At 55.7% G+C, this 20,663-nt stretch carries 18 protein-coding genes, 2 tRNA genes and 1 rRNA gene; 7 read left to right on the top strand and 14 right to left on the bottom strand.

The genetic code is table 11. The features are described 5' to 3' along the window. Window positions 1-5 precede the first annotated feature (5 nt). Window positions 6-1,862, top strand: a complete 1,857-nt coding sequence (locus QXG22_00905; GenBank protein MEM0358561.1) for an aldehyde ferredoxin oxidoreductase family protein — start codon at window positions 6-8, stop codon at window positions 1,860-1,862. Between the two features lie 9 nt (window positions 1,863-1,871). Then, a complete protein-coding gene (locus tag QXG22_00910; protein ID MEM0358562.1) occupies window positions 1,872-3,788 on the top strand; it encodes an FAD-dependent oxidoreductase in 1,917 nt (638 codons plus the stop codon). Here the strand turns inward: QXG22_00910 and QXG22_00915 are convergent. Beyond that, a complete protein-coding gene (locus QXG22_00915; GenBank protein ID MEM0358563.1) occupies window positions 3,778-4,953 on the bottom strand; it encodes an MFS transporter in 1,176 nt (391 codons plus the stop codon). The genes QXG22_00910 and QXG22_00915 overlap by 11 nt on opposite strands. A gap of 53 nt (window positions 4,954-5,006) precedes the next feature. Between QXG22_00915 and pth2 the strand changes: the two genes are divergently transcribed. Both pth2 and thiL read left to right on the top strand, forming a co-directional pair. Beyond that, window positions 5,007-5,372 carry a peptidyl-tRNA hydrolase Pth2 gene (pth2, locus tag QXG22_00920; GenBank protein MEM0358564.1) on the top strand — a complete coding sequence of 122 codons (366 nt, stop codon included), beginning with the start codon at window positions 5,007-5,009 and terminating at the stop codon, window positions 5,370-5,372. 3 nt (window positions 5,373-5,375) lie between these two features. Further along, a complete protein-coding gene (gene thiL, locus QXG22_00925; GenBank protein ID MEM0358565.1) occupies window positions 5,376-6,323 on the top strand; it encodes a thiamine-phosphate kinase in 948 nt (315 codons plus the stop codon). Here thiL and QXG22_00930 read toward each other — a convergent pair. The 6 genes from QXG22_00930 to QXG22_00955 form a co-directional block, all read right to left on the bottom strand. After that, window positions 6,320-7,210: an HAD family hydrolase gene (locus QXG22_00930; protein MEM0358566.1), complete on the bottom strand. Its 891-nt coding sequence runs from the start codon at window positions 7,208-7,210 to the stop codon at window positions 6,320-6,322. The two genes, thiL and QXG22_00930, sit on opposite strands and share 4 nt — an antisense overlap. Continuing rightward, on the bottom strand, window positions 7,186-7,905 hold the full coding sequence (locus QXG22_00935; protein ID MEM0358567.1) for a hypothetical protein: 720 nt from the start codon (window positions 7,903-7,905) through the stop codon (window positions 7,186-7,188). Before QXG22_00935 ends, QXG22_00930 begins: the two co-directional genes overlap by 25 nt. A gap of 31 nt (window positions 7,906-7,936) precedes the next feature. Further along, window positions 7,937-8,983 (bottom strand): AmmeMemoRadiSam system radical SAM enzyme, encoded by a 1,047-nt coding sequence (gene amrS, locus QXG22_00940; GenBank protein MEM0358568.1) that lies wholly within the window; start codon window positions 8,981-8,983, stop codon window positions 7,937-7,939. Between the two features lie 30 nt (window positions 8,984-9,013). After that, a tRNA-Asp gene (locus QXG22_00945) sits at window positions 9,014-9,119 on the bottom strand. 67 nt (window positions 9,120-9,186) lie between these two features. After that, window positions 9,187-9,307, bottom strand: a 5S ribosomal RNA gene (gene rrf, locus QXG22_00950). Between the two features lie 35 nt (window positions 9,308-9,342). Further along, window positions 9,343-9,594, bottom strand: coding sequence for a hypothetical protein (locus QXG22_00955; GenBank protein MEM0358569.1), 252 nt, complete (start codon window positions 9,592-9,594; stop codon window positions 9,343-9,345). A gap of 54 nt (window positions 9,595-9,648) precedes the next feature. On the opposite strand from QXG22_00955, the gene QXG22_00960 reads away from it, so the two are divergent. After that, window positions 9,649-10,758: a class I SAM-dependent RNA methyltransferase gene (locus QXG22_00960; protein MEM0358570.1), complete on the top strand. Its 1,110-nt coding sequence runs from the start codon at window positions 9,649-9,651 to the stop codon at window positions 10,756-10,758. Window positions 10,759-10,840: 82 nt separating this feature from the next. Here QXG22_00960 and QXG22_00965 read toward each other — a convergent pair. From QXG22_00965 to QXG22_00990, 6 genes are all read right to left on the bottom strand, one after another. Beyond that, window positions 10,841-10,931, bottom strand: a tRNA-Tyr gene (locus QXG22_00965). 34 nt (window positions 10,932-10,965) lie between these two features. Then, window positions 10,966-12,072 carry a DUF763 domain-containing protein gene (locus QXG22_00970; protein MEM0358571.1) on the bottom strand — a complete coding sequence of 369 codons (1,107 nt, stop codon included), beginning with the start codon at window positions 12,070-12,072 and terminating at the stop codon, window positions 10,966-10,968. Window positions 12,073-12,176: 104 nt separating this feature from the next. After that, window positions 12,177-12,392, bottom strand: a complete 216-nt coding sequence (locus QXG22_00975) for a helix-turn-helix domain-containing protein (protein MEM0358572.1) — start codon at window positions 12,390-12,392, stop codon at window positions 12,177-12,179. 40 nt (window positions 12,393-12,432) lie between these two features. After that, window positions 12,433-13,305: a carboxylating nicotinate-nucleotide diphosphorylase gene (gene nadC / locus QXG22_00980; GenBank protein ID MEM0358573.1), complete on the bottom strand. Its 873-nt coding sequence runs from the start codon at window positions 13,303-13,305 to the stop codon at window positions 12,433-12,435. Window positions 13,306-13,335: 30 nt separating this feature from the next. Then, on the bottom strand, window positions 13,336-14,100 hold the full coding sequence (locus QXG22_00985; GenBank protein MEM0358574.1) for a UPF0280 family protein: 765 nt from the start codon (window positions 14,098-14,100) through the stop codon (window positions 13,336-13,338). Next, window positions 14,097-14,501, bottom strand: a complete 405-nt coding sequence (locus QXG22_00990; GenBank protein ID MEM0358575.1) for a 4Fe-4S binding protein — start codon at window positions 14,499-14,501, stop codon at window positions 14,097-14,099. The genes QXG22_00985 and QXG22_00990 overlap by 4 nt, the downstream gene beginning before the upstream one ends. Window positions 14,502-14,551: 50 nt before the next feature. On the opposite strand from QXG22_00990, the gene pscS reads away from it, so the two are divergent. After that, window positions 14,552-15,760, top strand: a complete 1,209-nt coding sequence (gene pscS / locus QXG22_00995; GenBank protein ID MEM0358576.1) for an O-phospho-L-seryl-tRNA:Cys-tRNA synthase — start codon at window positions 14,552-14,554, stop codon at window positions 15,758-15,760. Here pscS and QXG22_01000 read toward each other — a convergent pair. Further along, window positions 15,757-16,590: an aspartate dehydrogenase gene (locus QXG22_01000; protein ID MEM0358577.1), complete on the bottom strand. Its 834-nt coding sequence runs from the start codon at window positions 16,588-16,590 to the stop codon at window positions 15,757-15,759. The genes pscS and QXG22_01000 overlap by 4 nt on opposite strands. A gap of 833 nt (window positions 16,591-17,423) precedes the next feature. On the opposite strand from QXG22_01000, the gene QXG22_01005 reads away from it, so the two are divergent. Continuing rightward, window positions 17,424-20,351: a NosD domain-containing protein gene (locus QXG22_01005; protein ID MEM0358578.1), complete on the top strand. Its 2,928-nt coding sequence runs from the start codon at window positions 17,424-17,426 to the stop codon at window positions 20,349-20,351. Window positions 20,352-20,663: the final 312 nt, after the last annotated feature.

The raw sequence follows: 20,663 nt of genomic DNA on the forward strand, positions 1-20,663 counted from the left end.
CTACGTTGCCCGGATATATGGGGAAGCTCCTGAGGGTGGATCTCTCCCACGGAAAGATAGTGGAAGAAGAGGTCAAAGAAACTGAAGTGAGAAAGTTTTTGGGTTGCAGGGGTCTGGGGGCCCGCTATCTCTTCGAAGTCAGAAAGGGAGCAGATCCCCTGGGACCCGAGAACAAACTCATTTTCATGACAGGTCTTCTCACGGGAACAGGCTTTCCTACCGCTGGAAGATACGATGTGGTTTCCAAATCTCCTCAGACGGGTTTTTACGGTCATGCCAACTCCGCCGGTTTTTGGGGAGTGGACTTCAAGCGCACGGGTTTCGATGGCATCATCTTTGAGGGGATTTCTCCTAACCCCGTCTACCTGTTCGTGGAGGACGGGAGGGCTGAACTGAGGGATGCCAAGCATCTTTGGGGCAAGGGTGTGCATGAAACCACCAGAATGTTGAAGGAGGAGCTGGGTGAGAGGGTCAACGTGGCAGCCATAGGGCCTGCGGGGGAGAACTTGGTCAGGTATGCTTCCATCCTCAACGATTACAACAGGGCCGCGGGGAGATGCGGCATGGGGACAGTGATGGGCTCCAAAAAGCTCAAGGCCGTTGCCGTGAGGGGAACGAAAAAAGTGGAAGTGGCAGACCCAGACAGGTTGAAGGAGCTGACCAAGGAAGTCATAGAGTTGGCCGGTCAAAACATGTTGAAGACCAGTCTGGAAACCTTTGGAACCAACTCGGGCTTCGATTTGGTAAACGCCATGGGTGGAATGCCCACGAGGAACTGGCAGGAAGGAGTCTTCCCCGCTGGGGAAAAGATCAACGGACCTGCCCTTTCCGACAAGGTCTTGGTGGGAACCAAAGGATGTTATGTCTGCCCCATCCATTGCGCCAGACTCTCGGAGGTGAAAAGTGGACCCTACGCCTGCAAGACGGAGGGACCGGAGTACGAATCGGTTGGGGCCTTGGGATCCATGTGCGGGGTGGATAGCATGGAAGCCATCACCTATGCCCACCACCTGTGCAACGATTATGGGATGGACACGATAAGCACGGGAAGCACGATCGCCTTCGCCATGGAATGTTTTGAGAAGGGCATCCTGACGAAGGAGGATACTGGCGGTTTGGAGCTGAGGTTCGGTGATGCCGATACCATGGTAAAACTGGTACACCTGATAGCCCGCAGGGAAGGAATAGGGAACCTTCTAGCCGAAGGAACGAAGAGGATGTCGGAGAAACTGGGGAAGGGATCGGAGAGGTTCGCCATGCACTCGAAGGGACTGGAGTTCGCGGCCTATGATCCAAGGGCGGCCAAAATCGTGGGGCTCGCCTATGCCACCTCCAACAGGGGAGGATGCCACATCAATGCCTACGTCCAGCTTCAAGCCTTCATAGGAGCCCCACAGCCCCTGCTTCCCGAAGACATAAGAGAACCCTTCTTCGATCCCCTCTCGGAAGACCCCATTTTGGGAAGGGTGGTGAAGGAAACTGAGGATGCCTATGCCTTCGTGGAGGCACTTGGGATGTGCAAGTTTCTGGGCTGGATGATAACCGCCGACAAGGTGGTGGAAGCCGTGGTGGCTGCTACGGGATGGAAGGATTTCGATGAAAGGGAACTGAGGAGATGTGGGGAAAGGATCTACAACTTGGAGAGGATGTTCAACGTGAGGGAAGGTTTGAACCGTTCCCACGATTCCCTACCCAAGCGGCTACTGGAAGAACCCCACCCCTCCGGACCGGCCGCTGGACAGGTGGTACATCTGGAGCCCATGCTCGATGCCTATTATCAATACCGTGGATGGGACAGGAACGGCATACCCACCAAGGAAAAGCTGGCGGAGCTCGACCTCCTAGACCTTCCGATGGCCTGAGGGAAGAGGATGAATCCCTTTCCCGTTCTCTTTTCCCCTATTTCCATAGGTAGGATGGTGGTGAGGAATCGCATCGTGATGCCCGCCCTCACCACCGGCTATGCCTTTGGGGAGGTCACGGACCAGCTCAAGCACTATTTCGAGGCCAGGGCAAAGGGAGGAGCAGGTCTCATCGTGGTGGGAATAGCCGCCGTGGAAAAGGGAACGGAATACGTGATCTCTGCCTCCGACGACTCCTACATCCCCGGTCTGAGGGAACTGGCGGAGACCATCCACGCCCACGGGGCCAAGACCGCCCTCCAGCTTTGGCATCCAGGAAGGTATGAGTTCGTGGAGATCACGGGGAGGGAACCCGTCTCTGCCTCCGACGTCCCTCCCCCCATCTTCAGTAGGGTGAAGCCCAGGGCCCTCACCGTTCCGGAAATCAAGAGGATAGAGGAGGAGTTCGCACAGGCGGCGGGGAGGGCGAAGGAAGCTGGCTTCGATGCGGTGGAATTCATAGGTTCAGCAGGCTATTTGATAAGCCAGTTCCTCTCCCCCGTCACCAACAGACGCACCGACGAATACGGTGGATCCTTGGAAAACAGGATGAGGTTCCTCCTCGAAATCGTGGAGCTGACCAAGGAAGTGGTGGGAAAGGACTTCCCGCTGATGTGCCGCCTCTCCGGGGACGAACTCATCCCGGGAGGGAATACGCTTTCCGAGATGAAAATAGTGGCCAGGAAGCTGGCGGAAGTGGGCATTTCCGCCATCAACGTTACCGCGGGATGGCATGAATCGAGGGTTCCCATGATCACCATGGAGGTCCCGAGGGGAGGATACGTGTACCTGGCGGAGGGTATCAAAGAAGCCCTGAAGGGAACGGAGGTGAGGGTGGCGGCCAGTAACCGCATCAACGAGCCCTTCCTAGCCGAAAGGATCCTGAGGGAGGGAAAGGCGGATTTGATCTCCATGGGAAGGGCACTGGTAGCCGATCCCGAGTTCCCCAGGAAGGCACAAGAGGGAAGGGTGGAGGACATCGTCACCTGCGTGGCCTGCTGTCAGGGTTGTTTCGACAGGCTCTTCGAGGGAAGGCCCCTAACGTGCATGGTCAACCCTGGTGTGGGAAGGGAGGCCGAAGTGAAGGTGGAACCGGCGGTCAAGAAGAAAAGGGTGCTGGTCGTGGGGGGAGGACCGGGAGGACTGAAGGTGGCGGAAATGGCCGCCCTCAGAGGCCATCAAGTCATCCTCTGCGAGGAAGATGGGGAGCTGGGAGGACAGCTCAACTTGGCTTCCATCACACCAGGAAGGGAGGAACTGGGAACGGTGGTAAGGGAACTGGCCCTCCATGCCAAGAAGGCTGGAGTGGAAATAAGGCTGAGAACGAAGGTGGATGCCGACATGGTGGAGGAAATAGAACCGGATGCCGTGGTATTGGCCACCGGTGCTCTGCCCATCGTTCCTTCTTTCCCCGGCGTTGACCTTCCCCACGTAGTACAGGCTTGGGAGGTTTTGAAGGGGAGGGAAGTGGGAAAGAGGGTGGTGGTAGTGGGAGGAGGAGGGGTGGGATGCTATACTGCCCATTACCTCTCTTCCAGGGGAAGGGAAGTGACTCTTCTGGAAATGCTGGAGAAAGTGGCTGGTGATGTTGGTATCACCACCCGTTGGATCCTGAGGGAGAACCTGAAGAAGGGAGGCGTGAGGATCTTCACTTCCACCAAAGTGAAGGAAATCCGCCCCGAAGGGGTGGTGGCCACGAGAGGGGAGGTGGAAGAGGTTTTCCCAGCGGACTCGGTGGTGCTGGCCGTGGGGTCCAGACCCAACTCGGGTTTGGTCGAGGAACTGAGGGACAAAGTGGAGGAACTTTACCTAGTGGGGGACTGCCTCCAACCCAGAAAGGCCTTGGATGCCATTCGCGAAGGGTGGGAGGTGGGTCTCAAGCTCTAGCCCTCCCCACCTTCGAAAGAGCAGCGGAGAAAAGGGAAATCGCGCAGAAAATGGCTCCCAAGAAGAGGAAGGCTGGATCGTAACCTCGCTTGGAAAGGGGACTGAAAAGGGCCACGGTGATCACGAGGCCTCCGAGGTTGCCCGAGGTGAGGATCACACCCGAAGCACCACCACTGTATTTGGGTCCTATCTCCGGCAGGAGGGGAGGATAGGCCAACAGGAGGGGAGGAACACCTCCCGCCATCACACCTCCCACGAACACCAGCAACCAAGTGGAAAAACCATAGGCCTCAAGCCAAGCCAAGAAGAGGAGGGGGCCGGAGAGGAGGGAACAGAGAATGAGGAAGGCCCTGAACTTTCCCGTTCGGTCCGCCAGGGGAGGCCATATCAGGTTTCCCACCACCATTCCCACCACGGCAAGGGCGGAAAGGGCTCCTGCCTCCCCGGCCCCTACCCCAAAAACTTCCTGAACGGCGTGGGTCAAACCACCCGTGTAGGAAACGAAGGCTCCGAGGAAAAGGAACTGGGAAAAAGCGAGCAACCAGACGTTGCGACTCCTCATGGCGTGGGATAGGCTTTCCTTTAAAGGTACACCCCTATGCCCACCCGTGGGTGGTTCTCTCGCGAAGAAAAACCAGAAAAGGGAGGAGAAGAACATTCCCATTCCCGTACAGAAGAAGGCCCATCTCCAAGAGGGAAAGAGGGCACCCGTGAAGAGTCCCGCGGAGATTCCTAGCCCCATCGAACTCACGTATATTCCTGAGGCCGATCCCGTTTCCCCTTCGGGGAACCATTCCCCCACCATCTTGGGAAGGTTGGGTACCACCAAACCCATCGAAGCACCTACCAGAAAAGTTAGGAACCAGAGGAGGAGGAAACTCTGGGAAAGGGCCCTAGCCGTTGCCACCACCGAGCCCAGCAGGATGCCCGCGAGAACCGTTCTCCTCACCCCGAGCTTATCCCCCACTGCCCCTCCCGGTATGCTGCTCAAGGCTGCTGCCAGCGTAGGGGCGGTGAGGAGGAGGTAAAGGTGATCCGTGGAAAGGCCTAAGGAAGAGGAAAGCTCTTCCTCCAAGGGAGGAAGGATGTACCAGCTGTAGTTTACGAAGAAGATCAAAAGCCATGCCAGCGTTAGGATGACCCATCTGTATGGAGAGGCTTTCAACATTATCCGTGGATCTACCTCCTTTTATCCCATGCCCCCGGAAGTAGTTGGGGATGAAATCCTTCAGGTACAAGCAAGTAATGGTCGTAAGGGAAGATCTGTCCATGAGTAGGGGAAAGCTTGCCGCCCAAGTAGCACATGGGGCCGTGCTTGGAGCGGAGGAATGTAGGAAAAAGAAGGAGGAATGGTTCAGGGGATGGATGGAGGAAGGACAGAAAAAGGTGGTGGTTTCGGTTCCTGGGGAAAACGAGTTGAGGGAACTCTTCAGGGAGGCAAAGGAGCTCGGATTGCCCGCGGGACTGGTGGAGGATGCCGGACTTACCGAACTTCCTCCTGGAACGGTCACAGTGCTGGCCGTCGGACCGGCACCCTCCGAGTTGGTGGACAGGGTCACGGGAAAACTGCCCCTCTTGAGGTGAAGGATGAAGCTGAGCGAAGTGGGGGAAAGGGAACTCCTCAAAGAGGTGAGGAGGCTCTTTCCCCAAGCCCCCTGGGTGGAGGTGGGGATAGGGGACGATGGAGCCGTCCTCAAACCCATGAAGGAGAAACTGGTGGTCTGTTCCGACATGCTCACTTCCAGCAGTGACCTCCCCAAGGGGATCGACCTCTTCTATCTGGGCTGGAAGGCGGTGATTTCCAATCTCAGCGATTTGGCTGGCATGGGGGCTAGACCCATCGCCCTCCTCTTCTCCCTCGGTTTCCCCTCCGAGTTGGAAAGGAGGGAGGCGGAGAGGGTGCTGAGGGGAATAAAAGAGGCCTCTTCCCTTTACGGGGTACCCGTAGTGGGGGGGGATTTCAGTGGGTGCGAAGAGGTGGTGGTGAGTGGGACGGGAATAGGCGCCGTGAAAAGGGCCCTGCTGAGGAAGGGGGCTTCACCCGGTGACCTCCTCGCCCTAACGGGGGAGGTGGGAAAGGCGGCTGCCGGCCTGGAGATCCTACGAAAGCGGAAAAGGGGATATACCGAACTCGTGAGAAGCTTCCTCCAACCCAGGGCAAGGGTAAAGGAGGGGAGGGTGCTGGCAGAAGGAGGGGCGACCTCGGCCATCGATCTCTCGGATGGTCTGGCCCAAGCCCTCTGGAGGCTGGAGGAAGAGAGCAGGGTGAGGCTGGTGGTGGACTCCCTCCCCCTCTCTCCCCTCCTGAAGGAATTCTGTGAGGAAGAAGGCCTTTCCCCCCTGGATTTCGCCCTCTATGGTGGAGAGGATTTCGAGCTCCTCTTCACCCTTCCCCCCGTGCGCTGGAGATCCGTGAGGAGGATGCTCGAAGGGATGGGGTGCCAGGCCCATCTACTCGGAAGGGTGGAAAGGGGGAGGGGGGTCTTCTTGGGAAAGGAAAAACTTCCCGACAGGGGATACGAGCACTACCGCTAAAAGACCCGACGCCAGCTTTTCCTATAGACCGCCCTGTACTTTCCGTGCTTTCTGGGTCTGCCGCGAGGAGGGGTGAAGCCCCTCCTGCAATCCGGACAGAGGAGGATGGGTCCGTCCTCGAACTCGTAGAGGGAAATGAAGGGGGAAGAACATATGAAACACTCCCTTCCCAAGGAATCGAGCTCCTCCTGGAGCATCTTCAAAGCCCCAGGAACCTCACGGATGGAGGGAACCACCGCGTCCGCTTCCGCCTGTTTGGGGGTGTGTGGGCTCAGGAGGACGAAGCGCATTCCCACTCCCTTGGCCCCCTTTCCATCTATTTCTGGACGATCCCCCACATGCACGGCCCTTTCCGGAGGAACTTCTAGTTCCCTGAGGGCCCTGAGGAAGATCTCCGGATGGGGCTTGCGATAACCTACCTCACCCGAAACCAGGATGGTCCTGAAGTATTTTCCCAGGCCCCTTTCCACCAAGAACTCCTTCGGAGCGGGACTCATGGAGTTGGAAATGGCTCCCAACCTGTAGGAGTTTGCCAGCTCCTCCACCACCCTCTTCGCTCCCCTCTTCAGCCGACGGGGGAAGGAAGAGAGGTAGAGGGAAAGCATCCTTTCCAGCAACTCCTCCTCCGGTTTCACCCCCACCGCGAAGAGCTGGAGGGAGGAAAACTCTTGAAAGGACATCTCCAGGCCCTTCTCCCTCCTGAGCCTCAACTGGAGGAGGGCCTGGGAGGTGGCCCTTTTCCATTCCTCCTCCCTTACCGCGAAACCAAGGGAGGAGAGATGGGAAAGAACCCTCTTGGCATAAAGTCCGTGATCGGGTTTTCCTTCCGCCAGCGTTCCTCCCACGTCGAAGGTAATGGCCTCTATACCCCCTTCAGCCTTTTCCATAGCTCGTAGGCCCTCTCGTATCCCTTTTCGAGCACGAGGTCGACGAACCTCAGATGCTCCCTCACCAGTTCCCTCACTTCTTCCTCCTCCAGCTTTCTTCCCCCAAACATCTCCTCCCTCATCCTCCCCAGGAGGAGATCCAGGGGCCTGCAGGGGGGATCCACCGTTCTCACCTCGGTTTCGAACCCCCATTCCGAAAGGAGGCGGACGAGTTCGGGGGTAGCATCCAGGCAGGCGTTCTCTTCTCCAGCCTTCGAGGCTATGAAATCGGCCTCGAGTTCAGCCACCTGAAGCCTGTTTTGTATTTCCCTCCTGAGCACCTCCTTCCATTCGGTCGTCGCTATCCTCCCCAGTTTCGCTCTGATGGTCAGACGCAGGAGGGCCAAGGCCGTTTCCCTTGAAAGCCTGTAGGAGGAGAGGTCCCTGTAACCGAAGACCTTGATCTTCCTTCCCCTCAAGACCCCCAGCAACCCCTCAAGGGCCCTCAGTTCCTGGAGATCCTCGGGTATCATCACTTTTCCTCTCCTCTCCATTTCCTCCACCACCTTTTCAGGATCCTCCCCCCCGATCATCCTGCCCACGTACTCCGTGTGGTCCATCGGGAGATCGAGGAAGAGGCACTCGCAGGAAGGGGGGAGCATGAGCCCTGCCCTCCCCTTCGAGGAGCGCGTCTCGGCCGTTACCAGGACTTCCATCCTCCTGGCCAAGTTCTCCCCAATTTTTCTCTCACTTCCTTCCCAAAAAGGTTGGAAGCTTCCCCACCAGGGGGATCTCCCTCCCGCAGCGCGGACACCTCCTTCCCTTCAGCCTGCATTCCTTCAGGGAAAGACCGAAACGCCTGAGGAGGAGCTCCCCGCAGGAAGGACAGTAGGTATTTTCGTACCTGTGTCCGGGAACGTTTCCCACATATACAAAATCCACCCCCTCCCTCACCGCCAGCTCCCGTGCCCTTTCCAGGGTGGAGACGGGTGTGGGTGGAACGGTGAACCTGAAGGAGGGATAGTAGGCGGTGAAATGCAGGGGTGTCTCCGGTCCTGCCTCCTTCAGGTGGCGACGGATTAAGGAAAGCAACTGGTCCTCCCCATCGTTCAGTCCCGGAATGATGAGGTTCACGACCTCCACGTGTAGGCCCAACCTCCTGGCCAAGCCCACATTCCTCCAGACCTTTTCCACATCCGCTCCGCAGTACTTTCTCACGACCTCTCCATCCCCCTTTACGTCTATGTTGATGGCGTCCAGTCCCGCATCCGCCAAGGCCCTCAGGGCCTCTTCGGTCATGTATCCGTTGCTCACAAAGGTGTTGTACAGTCCCCTTTTCCTCGCCAGCGGAAAGACCTCCAGGGCCCATTCGAAGAGGAGGGTAGGTTCGTTGAAGGAGAGGGAGGTTCCCTCGCATCCCTCCCTCAGGGTGAGTTCTACGAACTCCTCCGGACTCAGGTAGTTGGCCCTTTCAGGCTTGGGTTTACTCTTGGAAAGGGTCCAGTTCTGACACCATCCGCAGGTGAAGTTGCATCCCCAAGTTCCCACCGTGAGGGCCACGGACCCCGGCCAGAAGTGGTAGAAGGGTTTCTTCTCTATGGGATTGGCCGAAAGGGAAGAAATATCACCGTAGACGAGCGTCCTGAGTTCTCCATCCATGTTCTTCCTCGTCCCGCAAAAGCCCTCCTTTCCCTCCCCTATCTCGCACCTCCTCTCGCAAAGCCCGCACCTTACCCTGTTCCCTTCAAGCTTTTCCCAAAGGAGGGCCCTTCTTACGGTGGGAAGGGACTCCATCCCCTTACTTGGAGGATGGAGTATAAGCAGTGGCGCCCTGGCCGGGATTTGAACCCGGGGCACAGGCTCGACAGGCCTGTATGTTTGGTCTCGGGAACTCCTCGCCCCCGATTAGACCGGGCTACACCACCAGGGCGCCAAACTTCCTTCCTCCACGCGATTAAAGAAATTTTCCCGCCCGGGATTGGCCTTTGGCCAAAGGTGGTTGGCGGCGTCCTGGAGTTCCCGTCCGCTTCCGCAGGACAGTACAGTCCAGATCGCTGGCGGGCTTAACTTCCGGGATCGAACGAGACCGGGTGTTTCCCCGCCGCTATGGCCGCCAACCAAAAGGAAATGGGGGGAGAGTTATTTTAGCTTTGCTAAGGCTCCATCTCCACCTTCACGAGTTCCCTCAGCTTTTCCGGATGGTTGGAGCTGAGATGTCTTAGGGCGATGGAGAAGAGAACCAGATCCTTGGCGAAGGAGGGATCCTGCCAGCTCACCTCCCTGAGTAGCCCCAGTGCTTCCGAGAGTTGCCTTTTCACTTCCTCAGGCAACTCTTGGATCCAGGAAAGCTGGGAACCCCTGAAAAGCACCTCACCACAAATCCCACACTTCACGACCACTTCCATTCCTTTACCTTAGTTGACCCTCCTTTAATTACCCAGCTCAAACCATCGATGTTGGTGAGACTCAAAATAACGAAAATGGGGGAAGAAGGGGAAGGACTGGCGGAATGGGAGGGAAGGGAGATAAGGGTGCTCAACGCCCTCCCAGGAGAGGAGGTGGAGGCGGAGTTCCTCACGAGGGGGAAGACCCCCATAGCCGTGGCAAAGGAAATCCTCTCCCCCTCCCCCGATAGGAGAGAACCTCCCTGTCCCCTTTTTCCCCGTTGTGGGGGATGCCAGTTCCAGCACCTCAAGTATCCCAAACAACTCGAGCTCAAGAGGAGAAGGATCGAAAAAGTCCTGGGGGAAAGGGTGGAACCACCCATAAGCAGGGGTGAACTGGGCTACAGAAACCATGCCAGACTAACGGCTAGAAGGGGGGAAGTGGGCTTCGTGAACAAGTTCACCCACGAGTTCGTAAGGGTGGACCGCTGTCTCCTCATGTCCCCTCTCATAAACGAGTTGCTTTCCAAAGTGCAGGGGAGGTGCTTCAGCACCATGGCTTCCATCAGGGTAGGAATAAGGACGGGAGAATACCTCATCCAGCCCGACCTCTTCTTACAGGATCTGCCCACCGGACAGTCCTTTTATCACGAGATCCTGCTGGGAAGGAGGTTCAGGATTTCGGCTTCTTCCTTTTTCCAGACCAACACTGAAGGTGCGGAGGAGATGGTGAGGATGGTGAGGGAATGGGTGGGAAGCGCCGGAAAAGTGGTGGATGCTTATGCCGGGGTCGGGGTTTTCGCCGCCCTCCTTTCGGACCTCGCCTCGGAGGTCTTGGCAATAGAGGTCTCATCCTCCGCCGAAAAGGATGCGCTGCACAACCTAGGAGGATTACCCAATGTGAAGTTCGTGAAGGGAAGAGTGGAGGAGATACTTCCGCTGGAAAACGTGGATGTTCTCCTTTTGGACCCTCCCAGGGAGGGATGCTCCGGGAGGGTCATAGAAGCCATCAACCTCTCTCCCCCCAGGAGAATCGTTTACGTCTCCTGTAACCCCACGACCCTGGGGAGGGATCTGGCCAAATTGAAGGGCTTCATCCTCGAGAAGGTCCAGCCCATAGACCTCTTTGCCCAGACCAAACATGTGGAATGCTTGGCCCTCTTGAGGAGGGAGGACCTACCCTAGCGGATCGGCTACTCCTCCCAAGACCAGACTAGAAAATGGCTTTGGGAGAAGGACCTTTCCATCTGGCTCCGAAACCTTTGATTGGTCCCGCGGGGGAGATTTGAACTCCCGACTTGCCGGTCTCGGCCTTGGGTCTACAGCCGGCCGCTCTAACCAGGCTGAGCTACCGCGGGACCTATTTTTCCTTGGACCTTTCCAGATAAATCCCTAACCCACCAAACCCGCCAATCTCCTGAGGGCCTTCAACTTTTCCTCCCTGTCCACCTTGGCCTCTTGGAGGGTGAGCTGCAGGAACTCCACCACCTCATCGTAATGCTTTCTGTTGATGGGATAGGGCACACCATCCTTTCCACCCACGGTAAAGGAATACCTCACGGGATCCTTCCAGGAGGGTGGTTTACCATAAATGAGGGTGGAAAGGAGGGCCAAGGCCCTGACGGTCTTAGGTCCCACTCCCCTGATGGCTACCAGTTCTTCGTAATCCTTGGGATCCACCTCCCTAACCCTCCTCAGCACGGAGAGGGTCTCCCTCGTAAGCCTCGAGATGCCATGTTCTCGGGGCATGATGAGCCTCGCCCTTTGGGGAAGACCGAGGTATTCGTCCAGGGAAGACTGTTCCGCTTCCCTGCTCAGGGCGAGGAGATCCTGGGGATCCTGTTTTGCCAGCTCCAAACTCCCTTTCCTTGCCCCCTCGCTCTCCCTCGCCGTCATGTCGAGTACCACCTCCTCCCTCTTCTCCCCCGCTATTCCCGAGTGGGGTTCCTCCACGAAGCTCTTCACCACCTCCGAGACCCAGTGGTACCTACGGGCCCATCTCTCCCTCATCCCCTGCTGGACCACCGCCCAGTCTCCGTCCTCCGTGAGGATGAAGCTGTGATGGTAGAGCTGATAGCCATCCTGCACGCAGGCGTTGTCCACTTTAGCCGCCATCTTACTGGCGTACTTGAGTCTTTGGACTCGGTCCGAACTCAAAGAGAAGAGTTCGGAAGCCCTTTCGATCTCCTCTGGTGTTTTGCGAGAAACTTTGCCCTTCCCCCCACAGACCAGGATACCAAGCTCCCCCGTTTTCAGGGCCTCTTTCAGCGCCCCTGTGAGGGTGGTAGTCAGACCGGAGGAGTGGTAGTCGAATCCCACCGCACAACCGAAGGATTGGAAGAAAAAAGGATCGGCCATCCTCCTCAAGAACTCCCTCTTCCCGTACTCCATCAGGATGACTTCCGTCACCGCCCTGGAGAGTTTGACCATCCTTTTGAAAAGCCAAGCTGGACACTCTCCGGAATGTAGGGGCAACTCGGTGATTCCAACCCTTTTCATCCCATGAGGTTTCGGGCTCTTTCCTTATTATGGTACCATCTTTAAAAAAATAAAAACAGGAACCGCTAACCCAGCAGGAAGAAAAGCCTCCTTTCCCGGAGCCTTCACTTGAGTAGGTAATACCCGGCGGCCTTCTCCCTCGCCACCCTCTTGGCATATCCCTTGTTCACGAGCTCCATCAGGGAATTGTTAACCATCCCCTTCGGAAGCTTCGCCGCTCTCATCACGTCGTCGGCAGTCTTCAGGGTGTTGGGAGAAGTGGCGCCGAGTTTTTTGAGCGCCTCATACACCTTCTGGGCATTCGCTGACAGTCCCTCCAAATTTTCACCCTTTTAGGATGTTCACCCTTTCCTTTTTAACCTATCGTTCTATCTCCAGACTCATGTCCACGGCCAGCGCCCTAAAGGTCATGTAGCTGGAGGAAAGAACATCCACCCCCGTTCTGGCATATTCCTGCAGGTTTTCGGGGGTAATTCCACCCGAAACCTCCACGATAACCCTTTCCCTCAACCCGGCCTTCTTCAACTCCTCCACCGCCCTCTTCACCTCGGAGGGGGAAACGTTGTCCAACATCACGATGTCCGCTCCCGCCTTGGCCGCTTCCAGGGCCTGCTCCGCCGTCGTGACCTCCACTTCTACTTTTTTCGTAAAGCTCGCCCCTTCCCTAACCTTCCTTACCGCCTCCGTTATGGAATCCACTAACTGGAGGTGGTCCTTCTTCACCAGCACCCCATCGTCCAGTCTCCACCTATGGGGGTCCCCACCACCCACCACCACTGCCCTCTTGTCGAAATAAGTGAGGAGGGGAAGGGTTTTCCTGGTGGCTGCTACCCTCACCTTTGGTGCCACCCGCCTTGCCAGCTCTACCATTTTCCTGGCCGCAGTGGCCACCCCACTCATGCGCATGAGGAGGTTGAGGGCGATTCTCTCGGCCTTCAGCACCCCTTGGGCCGGGCCCTCCACTTCCATCACCACATCTCCCGGTTCCAGTTCCTCACCATCTTCCTTCGACTTCAGCGTCCTCACCCCCATTTCCTCGAAGGCTATCCTCGCCTCCTGAACCCCTGCCAAGATCCCCTTCTCCTTACATACTATCCTTGCCCTGATCACCTTCTTCGGGTCAACCAAGATTTCGGTGGTGAGATCCCCAAAGCTCAGGTCCTCCGCCAGCATCTGTCTGATCTTTTCCCTCACGTACGGATTGAGACCCGAACCCTTTGGAAGGGCGTTCAACACCCGCTTTTCTTCCCTCTGGATTTAATTTTACCGTTGTTCCTCCAGCCACTCCTCTATGGGGGAGGGCCAAGGGGAAGGAGAGGGCAGCCTCTTCCCCTCCAGCAGTTGGAGGGGGGGAAGCCTTCCCATTGCCCCCACCTTCCCACCGTAAAGGATCAGGCAGCCCCTTATCCCCTCTATTTCCTTCGCCTTCTCCAGTCCCTTCCCTATTCCTTCCTCCGCTTCCCCCTTCACCTCGTTACAAATGGAGGTGGCTGCTGCATCCGAAAGGGAGGCTTCATCCGAAACCACCGTTACCGCTTCCGCCCATCCCAAACTGAGGGAAGGTCCCACCTTCCCCGAACTCGTGCAAACACCAGCTGGAAGCTCCCCGGGACCCAGGGCAAGGGCTATCCTGCCCGAGAGGGGATGCCCCCCTGCGAAAATCCCCACCAGGAACCTCCTCCTCCCGTCGAGCGCTATATCCCCTCCGTTTTCCACCACCACGTTGATCCCTCCCGCTTCCTTCGCCCCCTCCAAAGCCAGCTGGGCTATTGCCCCCGCCACCGAGGCGAAAGGACCAACACCCGCCGCTTCTCCCGCCCTCACCATCAACTCCACCACCCTTGGCAGCTTCTCACCCGGGAAGGAAAGGGGCTCAAGGGAATACCTGAACTCGGGATGAGTTATCATGAACCTCTCTATGTCCCTCCTCGCCCTGAAGGCGGCGTGCACGGCGGCCTTGGCCACCTCGTGGGTATCGGCCTTCACCAGAAGCCTAGTTTCCTTATAGGACCAAGTGAGGGAAATCATTCGAAGCTCCTTACCGTGATAGCCCTCACCGGACAGGCAGGAACGCAGACCTCACAGCAAACACACTTCTCCTCTTCCACCTGAAGGGAGTAGTCCTTTCCCAACCTGAGGGCCTGCGTAGGACAGAGGGAAATGCAGGCCCCACAGTCAAAACATTTTTCCCTATCCACCCTGATCGCCTTCCTCACCTCCACCGCTTCCACTCCCTTCTTCCTGAAGAGGGCCATCATCCTCTCCACCTGCTCCGGAGGAGCATCCACCCCTATGAGGATCTCCCCTCCCCTCGCCCCTATGCTGGAGTAAAGGATGTTGGCCAGAATCCCCGTCTCCAGAAGAACGGAGGCGAAGACGGGCTCCTCCGCCATCTCCGCTGGGTACCTCAAAAGGATCTTTTTCTTCATCACCACACTCTTTCCCTCTGGTTAAATATTTCCCCCTCCCGAGTAGGGGGATGGGAGCCCCTGCTCCGGAGCGTCTCTCCCGATACAGGAAGCTCGAAAGGGAGTTCGGGAGGGAGGGAATCATCAACCTGAACCCCATTCAGAGGGGAGGCATCCTCACCCCCGAAGCCAGAAGGGCCTTGATGGAGTTCGGTGACGGATACTCTGTCTGCGACTGGTGCCCACCCAAGACCCCAAGGCTGGATCGAATCGAAAAACCACCCATTGCAGACTTCCTCGAGGACCTGGCGGAGTTTCTCCACTTGAAGGTGGCAAGGGTGGTTACGAGGTGCAGGGAAGGAAAATTCATCGCCTTTTCCTCCCTGGCCTCACCGGGGGACTGGGTGGTGGTGGACAGTCTTGCCCACTACTCCACTTACCTCGCCGCCGAACTCGCCCATCTGAAGGTGAGGGAGGTTCCCCATTCGGGCCCTCCGGAGTTCAGGATTTCCCCCGAAGCCTACGGGGAGACAATAGAGAGGATAAAAAGGGAAACGGGAAAGCCCCCCGCCCTCGTCCTCCTCACCCATGTGGATTCCTTCTATGGCAACCTAGCACCGGCGGAAGAGGTGGGAAAGCTCTGCCAAGAACAGGGTATCCCCTTTCTCCTGAATGCCGCCTACACCGCAGGGGTGATGCCCGTGGATGGGGAGAAGTTGGGGGCGGATGTCCTGGTGAGTAGTGGACACAAAAGTTGGGCTGCCAGCGCACCCACGGGTATCCTGGCCCTAGGGGAAGGAGTAGCGGAGAGGGTCCTTCGAAGATCCGAGATCAAGGGGGACTGGAGCGGCAGGTCCTTCCCGGAGAAGGAGCTGGCCCTTTTGGGATGTACGGTAATGGGAGCACCCCTCGTTACTCTCATGGCCTCTTTTCCCCATGTGGTGGAAAGGGTGAGGGGCTGGGAGGAGGAGGTGAAGAAGGCAAGGTATCTCGTGGGGGAGCTGGAAAGGATAGAGGGAACAAGACAACTGGGAGAAAGACCCAAGAGGCACACACTGGTACAAATGGAATCTGAGGGTTTCTACAAAGTTTCCCAGAAGCATCGCAGAAGGGGTTTCTTCCTCTACGAGGAGCTGAGGGAAAGGGGAATCGTGGGAATCCAACCGGGGCTCACGAGGCACTTCAAGCTCAACACGTACGGGCTCAAATGGGAAGAGGTGAAGTTCGTGGCGGAAAGCTTCTTGGAAATAGCCAAAAAATATGGCCTTGCCATCACCTAAGTGCCCACGAGGAGGATTTCTACAAGGTCCCTGAGCCTCATGATGGCGGAAAGGGCGGCGAGATAGCTCGTCTTCGGGTTGCCGGGGGAGGGGATGTTCCTCGCTATCGTTATCATTTCTCCTGCCTCCCCCACCACCCTCAACTCGTGCACGTTCTTGTCCAAAGAGGGATCCGCTATGATCTTCACCTTCAATTTGTCGAAGCCTATTCCTGCCAAAGCCAGGGTGGCGGCGATGTTCACGCTTTCCGGAAAGGCCTTGACTGCCTCCCTCGCCGTCCCCTCGAAGACCACCGTTGGTTCCCTCACCCTCGAGAGATCCATTCCCCTTTCCCTCAGATAGGGACTGTAGGAGAGGGCAACGGGTGGTTTCCTCGTGATGAGCTGTGCCTCCTTAATACCCACGAGCTGTGCGGCCTTAACCCCATCCACCCCCAAGATGGATCCGGAAGGAAGATGGATCCTGCTTCCCCCCTTCCTCGCTGCTTCCAGTAGTCTTTTGAGCAACCCCTCATCGGCAAGGGCACCCACGCTCATCACCATTAAATCCTTTCCCGCTTCTAGGATGCGCTCTCCGTATTCAGCCACGGCGGCTTGGGAGGCTGCTTCCACTACCACGTTGGTCCCGGGATCGGAAAGGATCTCCTGCAGGTCTCCCGCCACCCTGAACCCCAGCTCTGAAGCCAACTTCCTGCTTTTCTCCCCATCCCTGTCGAAAAGGAATCTCAATTCCACCCTTCCCGCCCTTCCTTCCTTGATTGCCCTAGCCAAGACACTCCCTATTTCCCCACATCCTATGAGGGAAACTCCAAGGTACTTAGAAGAGACCAAAGCCCCTCACCTTCATCCTTCTATCTATCCTTCTTTAATCCTACCGTTTTGAAGGAAACGGGCTTTTCTAGGAAAAAGCGCCGAGAGAGCAGGGGTAAGGAAGGGATCCTCTTGCACCCCAGTACCACAAAACCCGACATGGACGAAACCGGAGAATATAAGGGCAATCTTCAGGATAGCCGAAACCTTCTAAGATTTCTGGCGAGAAGGATTGAGCCCCTTCTCCAACCGGAGTTTTCTTCGGTGGACTCCAAAGGGATCCCGACGAACTCCTACGGCAGGAAGAGGAGGGTCCTGGGGTAGAGAGGAAGAAGGTTTTCAAGCTCTGCGCTCGTCGGCTGCTCTCTTGAAGAGCCCTTTTCATCAAGCCTCTGTAACGGGAGAAAGTTGGCAAGACCTCACGCAGGTCGGATGCTGCTCGAAGCGACGGAAGACCACTTCTTGCGGACTCCACTTACGATCATCTCTCTCCCAGGCTTGCCAAGGACCGCGCGGGCTTGGGGATGGTTGGAAGCTTAGACCTGAACTTATAGACTGAAAAAGGTTGCGGAGGGGCTTTGCAACCAGATACCTTCCAAGGATAAGATACCAGGCTCCTCACGCTCAGGAGTGCTCCATTCTCCTGATGGCCGTTGGGGGCTGCCAAGAACAAAATTAGAGGCTTGCTCAAACTAGCCCTAAACTAATTTTTCGACAGACCTTTAAATTTAAATACCCCTGAAAGAGTTTTGTTTGTGCAAGCAAGAATTAAAAATGATAAGCTGAGCATCCTTTTTGCATTACTTTTAATATCGCTTCTCTCCCTCTCTTCTCTGTTCTTGACTCTGTCCTCTGTGAGAACGGTTTCCGCATCTCCGGACCCACATGCTCCGATATACATAGAGGGGGATGGAAATTTCAAACCGGCAAACGGCGTTCGCAGTGGTTCTGGAACCAAAACCGATCCCTACATCATCGAGAACTGGGAAATCGATGCTTCCAACGCCCACGGGATCCACATTAAAAACACCACCGCGTATTTCGTGATCAGAAATGTGCTGGTTGAGAACGGGAAGACTACTTACCATGGGATTTTTCTGGAAAATGTGGTCAACGGCAGGATCGAAAACGTGGTGAGCCGGAAAAACTCTAGAGGCATCTTTCTCTCTTACTCCAACAACATCCGCCTCTCAACCAACACCGTGGAGAACAACAAATACGGCATCTATCTCTACTGCTCCTCCAGAAACGAACTCTGGAACAATATCGTGAGGTACAACGAAAATGGCAACATCTATCTCCTCTCCTCCAACAACAACACCTTCTTCTCCCCCAACACCGCGGGAAACGGCAGATACGGCATCTACCTCCACTCCTCCGACAACAACACCTTCCTCGGCAGCACCGTGGAGAACAACAGATACGGCATCTATCTCTACCACTCCTCCAGAAACGAACTCTTGAACAATATCGTGAGGTACAACGAAAATGGCAACATCTACCTCATCTCCTCCAACAACAACACCTTCTCCCACAACACGGTGAGGAATGGCGGGAGCATTTATCTCGACTTCTCCGACAACAACACCTTCTCAACCAATACCGTGGAGAACACCTTCATAGGTATCCACCTCCACTCCTCCGACAACAACACCTTCTCAACCAATACCGTGGAGAACAACACCTACGGCATCTATCTAGACAATTCCGGCAACAACACCCTCGCTAATAACACCGTGAAAAACAACCGGGGACATGGCATCCGTCTCGACTCCTCCGACAACAACATCCTCACCAACAACACCGTGGAGAACAGCGAGGAGGGCATCTACTTCCGCTCCTCCGACAACAACACCCTCACCAACAACACCATGAAAAACAACTGGTCGGAGGGCATCTATCTATACAACTCCGACAACAACACCCTCACCAACAACACCGTGGGAAACAACGGGTCGAAGGGAATCTATCTCAACTCCTCCGACAACAACACCTTCTCAACCAATACCGTGGAGAACAACGCCCGTGGCATTTATCTCTATTACTCCTACAGAAACACCCTCTCAAACAACAAGGTGGAGAATAACTCTACAGGTATCTATCTCGACTCCTCTGACAACAACACCCTCACCAACAACACCGTGGGAAACAACGGATCGGAGGGCATCTACCTCCGCTCCTCCGACAACAATACCCTCACCAACAACAGGGTGGAGAACAACTTTATGGGTGTCTACCTCGTAGGCTCCTCTAATATCACAATGGACAACAACGTAATGAGGTCCAATCGCTGTAACTTCCTGGTATTCGGTGATAAGCTCTCGCACTTCATCCACGACATCGACAATACTAACACCGTGAACGGGAAGCCAGTCCTCTACTTAACCGGGACCGAGAACAACCTCGTGATAAATCAGGATAACCGGGTAGGCTGGCTGGGTGTGGTAAATTCCAACAACATACAGGTGGAGAACCTCGTGGTCGAGACTGTTATGCTTGCGTTCACGCACAACACCAGGGTAGAGAATGTGATCGTCGAGAACTCATTAGTTGGCATCTATCTCTTCTCCTCCTCCAACAACTTCCTCTTAAATAACACCGTGGGGAACAACATGGAGGAAGGCATCCATCTCCACTCCTCCCACAACAACATCCTCTCAAACAACATCGTGAGGAACAACCAGTTGGGAATTGGAGTTGAGAATGGCAATCTGTTGGTTATTTCCCACAACGTTATTGAGAACAACTTGATCCGGGATATCGAATTTGATGGAAAAAATTCGGTTTTTGAGGCCAACGTCTATACAACAGCAAGAGGCATTCCCCATATACATTCAGTTTGTGTTACAGACATCACGCAGACATCCGCAACGATAACCTGGGCTACCGATAAGAACTCAACAAGTGTTGTCGAATACGGCCCAACAGCGGCATACGGATACACGGCCACGGACGGTGTGACGACCAACCATCGGGTGGACCTCTCCAACCTTTCACCCGGAACCTATCACTTCCGCGTCCTTTCAACCGACAGCGAAAACAACCTCGAGATATCGGGGGACTTCACCTTCACGACGATTTCCCTACCAACATCCATAACGCTCGAACCATCCTCCTTCTCCCTGGTCTCAGGAGGTTCCAGGGAGATAACGGCCATCCTGAGGGACAACGGGGGAAACCCACTTTCCGGAAAGACGATATCGTGGAGCACAACCGCTGGAACAATAACCCAGACAAGCATGACGGACAATCTTGGGAGGGCAACCGCAACCTTCACGGCTCCCGTCGTCACGCAAATGGAGAATGTGACGATTACGGCAACCTTCGCGGGGGATGCCGGCTACGGGGGGAGTCAGGAAAATGCCTTATGTACGGTCTCTCCCGTTCCCTCCACCCCAACAACCTTGACGGTTTCACCGTCAAGTTTCACCGTCAGAGTTGGCGGAAGGATAACCCTAACCGCAATCCTCTTGGATAACGCTGGAAATCCGCTCCCAGGAAAGCAGATAGTTTGGAGCACGACTTCCGGTTCGATTGAACCTATGATAGGTCTCACGGACAACCACGGGAGGATGGAGGTAACGTTTTTCGCACCATCGGTCAGCGGGTCCGTTGAAATCGGAGTTATTTTCCAGGGAGATTCAGTGCATGCCAGAAGCCAGGCGATAGGTGTGGGTACCGTGTCCCAGCCTCGACCGGGGACCAGGCCATGGATTCCGGTAGCTGTGATCGTCATCATAGTCCTCCCCACTGTTTTCTTTTTCCTCAGGAGAAAGAGGTAAGGATGAAAATTGAAAGACCTCAAAAACAGTTTTTAACACTGACTGGATGATGGACTGAAGAGAATTACACGAAAAGGGAAATGATAAAAACACATTCGAGTCTGGCGTGACGATTTTTTACGAAATTCATTTTGACAAAATCCGAAGAGGCTGAAGCTTTTATAAGGGCGATACCCCTCGATACAGAAGCGGAGCTTGAAAGGAGGTCTATTTTGAGGTACCGTTTCGGGTAGCTTTTGAAAATTTAGACGAAAGGGTGAATTGGGTGATGTTGCTAGGCTGTATACTAAAATCCAAGGGAGGGACCGTGGG

The sequence above is a fragment of the Candidatus Hadarchaeales archaeon genome (assembly GCA_038736355.1).
In the GTDB taxonomy this organism is placed as follows: Archaea; Hadarchaeota; Hadarchaeia; order Hadarchaeales; family WYZ-LMO6; genus WYZ-LMO6.

Excerpts from the sequence above, each read along its gene's own strand:
- QXG22_00910 (MEM0358562.1), top strand. The coding sequence starts at position 1,872 with ATGAATCCCTTTCCCGTTCTCTTTTCCCCTATTTCCATAGGTAGGATG.
- pth2 (MEM0358564.1), top strand. The coding sequence starts at position 5,007 with ATGAAATCCTTCAGGTACAAGCAAGTAATGGTCGTAAGGGAAGATCTG.
- thiL (MEM0358565.1), top strand. The coding sequence starts at position 5,376 with ATGAAGCTGAGCGAAGTGGGGGAAAGGGAACTCCTCAAAGAGGTGAGG.
- QXG22_00930 (MEM0358566.1), bottom strand. The coding sequence starts at position 7,210 with ATGGAAAAGGCTGAAGGGGGTATAGAGGCCATTACCTTCGACGTGGGA.
- QXG22_00935 (MEM0358567.1), bottom strand. The coding sequence starts at position 7,905 with ATGGAAGTCCTGGTAACGGCCGAGACGCGCTCCTCGAAGGGGAGGGCA.
- amrS (MEM0358568.1), bottom strand. The coding sequence starts at position 8,983 with ATGGAGTCCCTTCCCACCGTAAGAAGGGCCCTCCTTTGGGAAAAGCTT.
- QXG22_00955 (MEM0358569.1), bottom strand. The coding sequence starts at position 9,594 with ATGGAAGTGGTCGTGAAGTGTGGGATTTGTGGTGAGGTGCTTTTCAGG.
- QXG22_00970 (MEM0358571.1), bottom strand. The coding sequence starts at position 12,072 with ATGAAAAGGGTTGGAATCACCGAGTTGCCCCTACATTCCGGAGAGTGT.
- QXG22_00985 (MEM0358574.1), bottom strand. The coding sequence starts at position 14,100 with ATGATTTCCCTCACTTGGTCCTATAAGGAAACTAGGCTTCTGGTGAAG.
- QXG22_00990 (MEM0358575.1), bottom strand. The coding sequence starts at position 14,501 with ATGAAGAAAAAGATCCTTTTGAGGTACCCAGCGGAGATGGCGGAGGAG.
- pscS (MEM0358576.1), top strand. The coding sequence starts at position 14,552 with ATGGGAGCCCCTGCTCCGGAGCGTCTCTCCCGATACAGGAAGCTCGAA.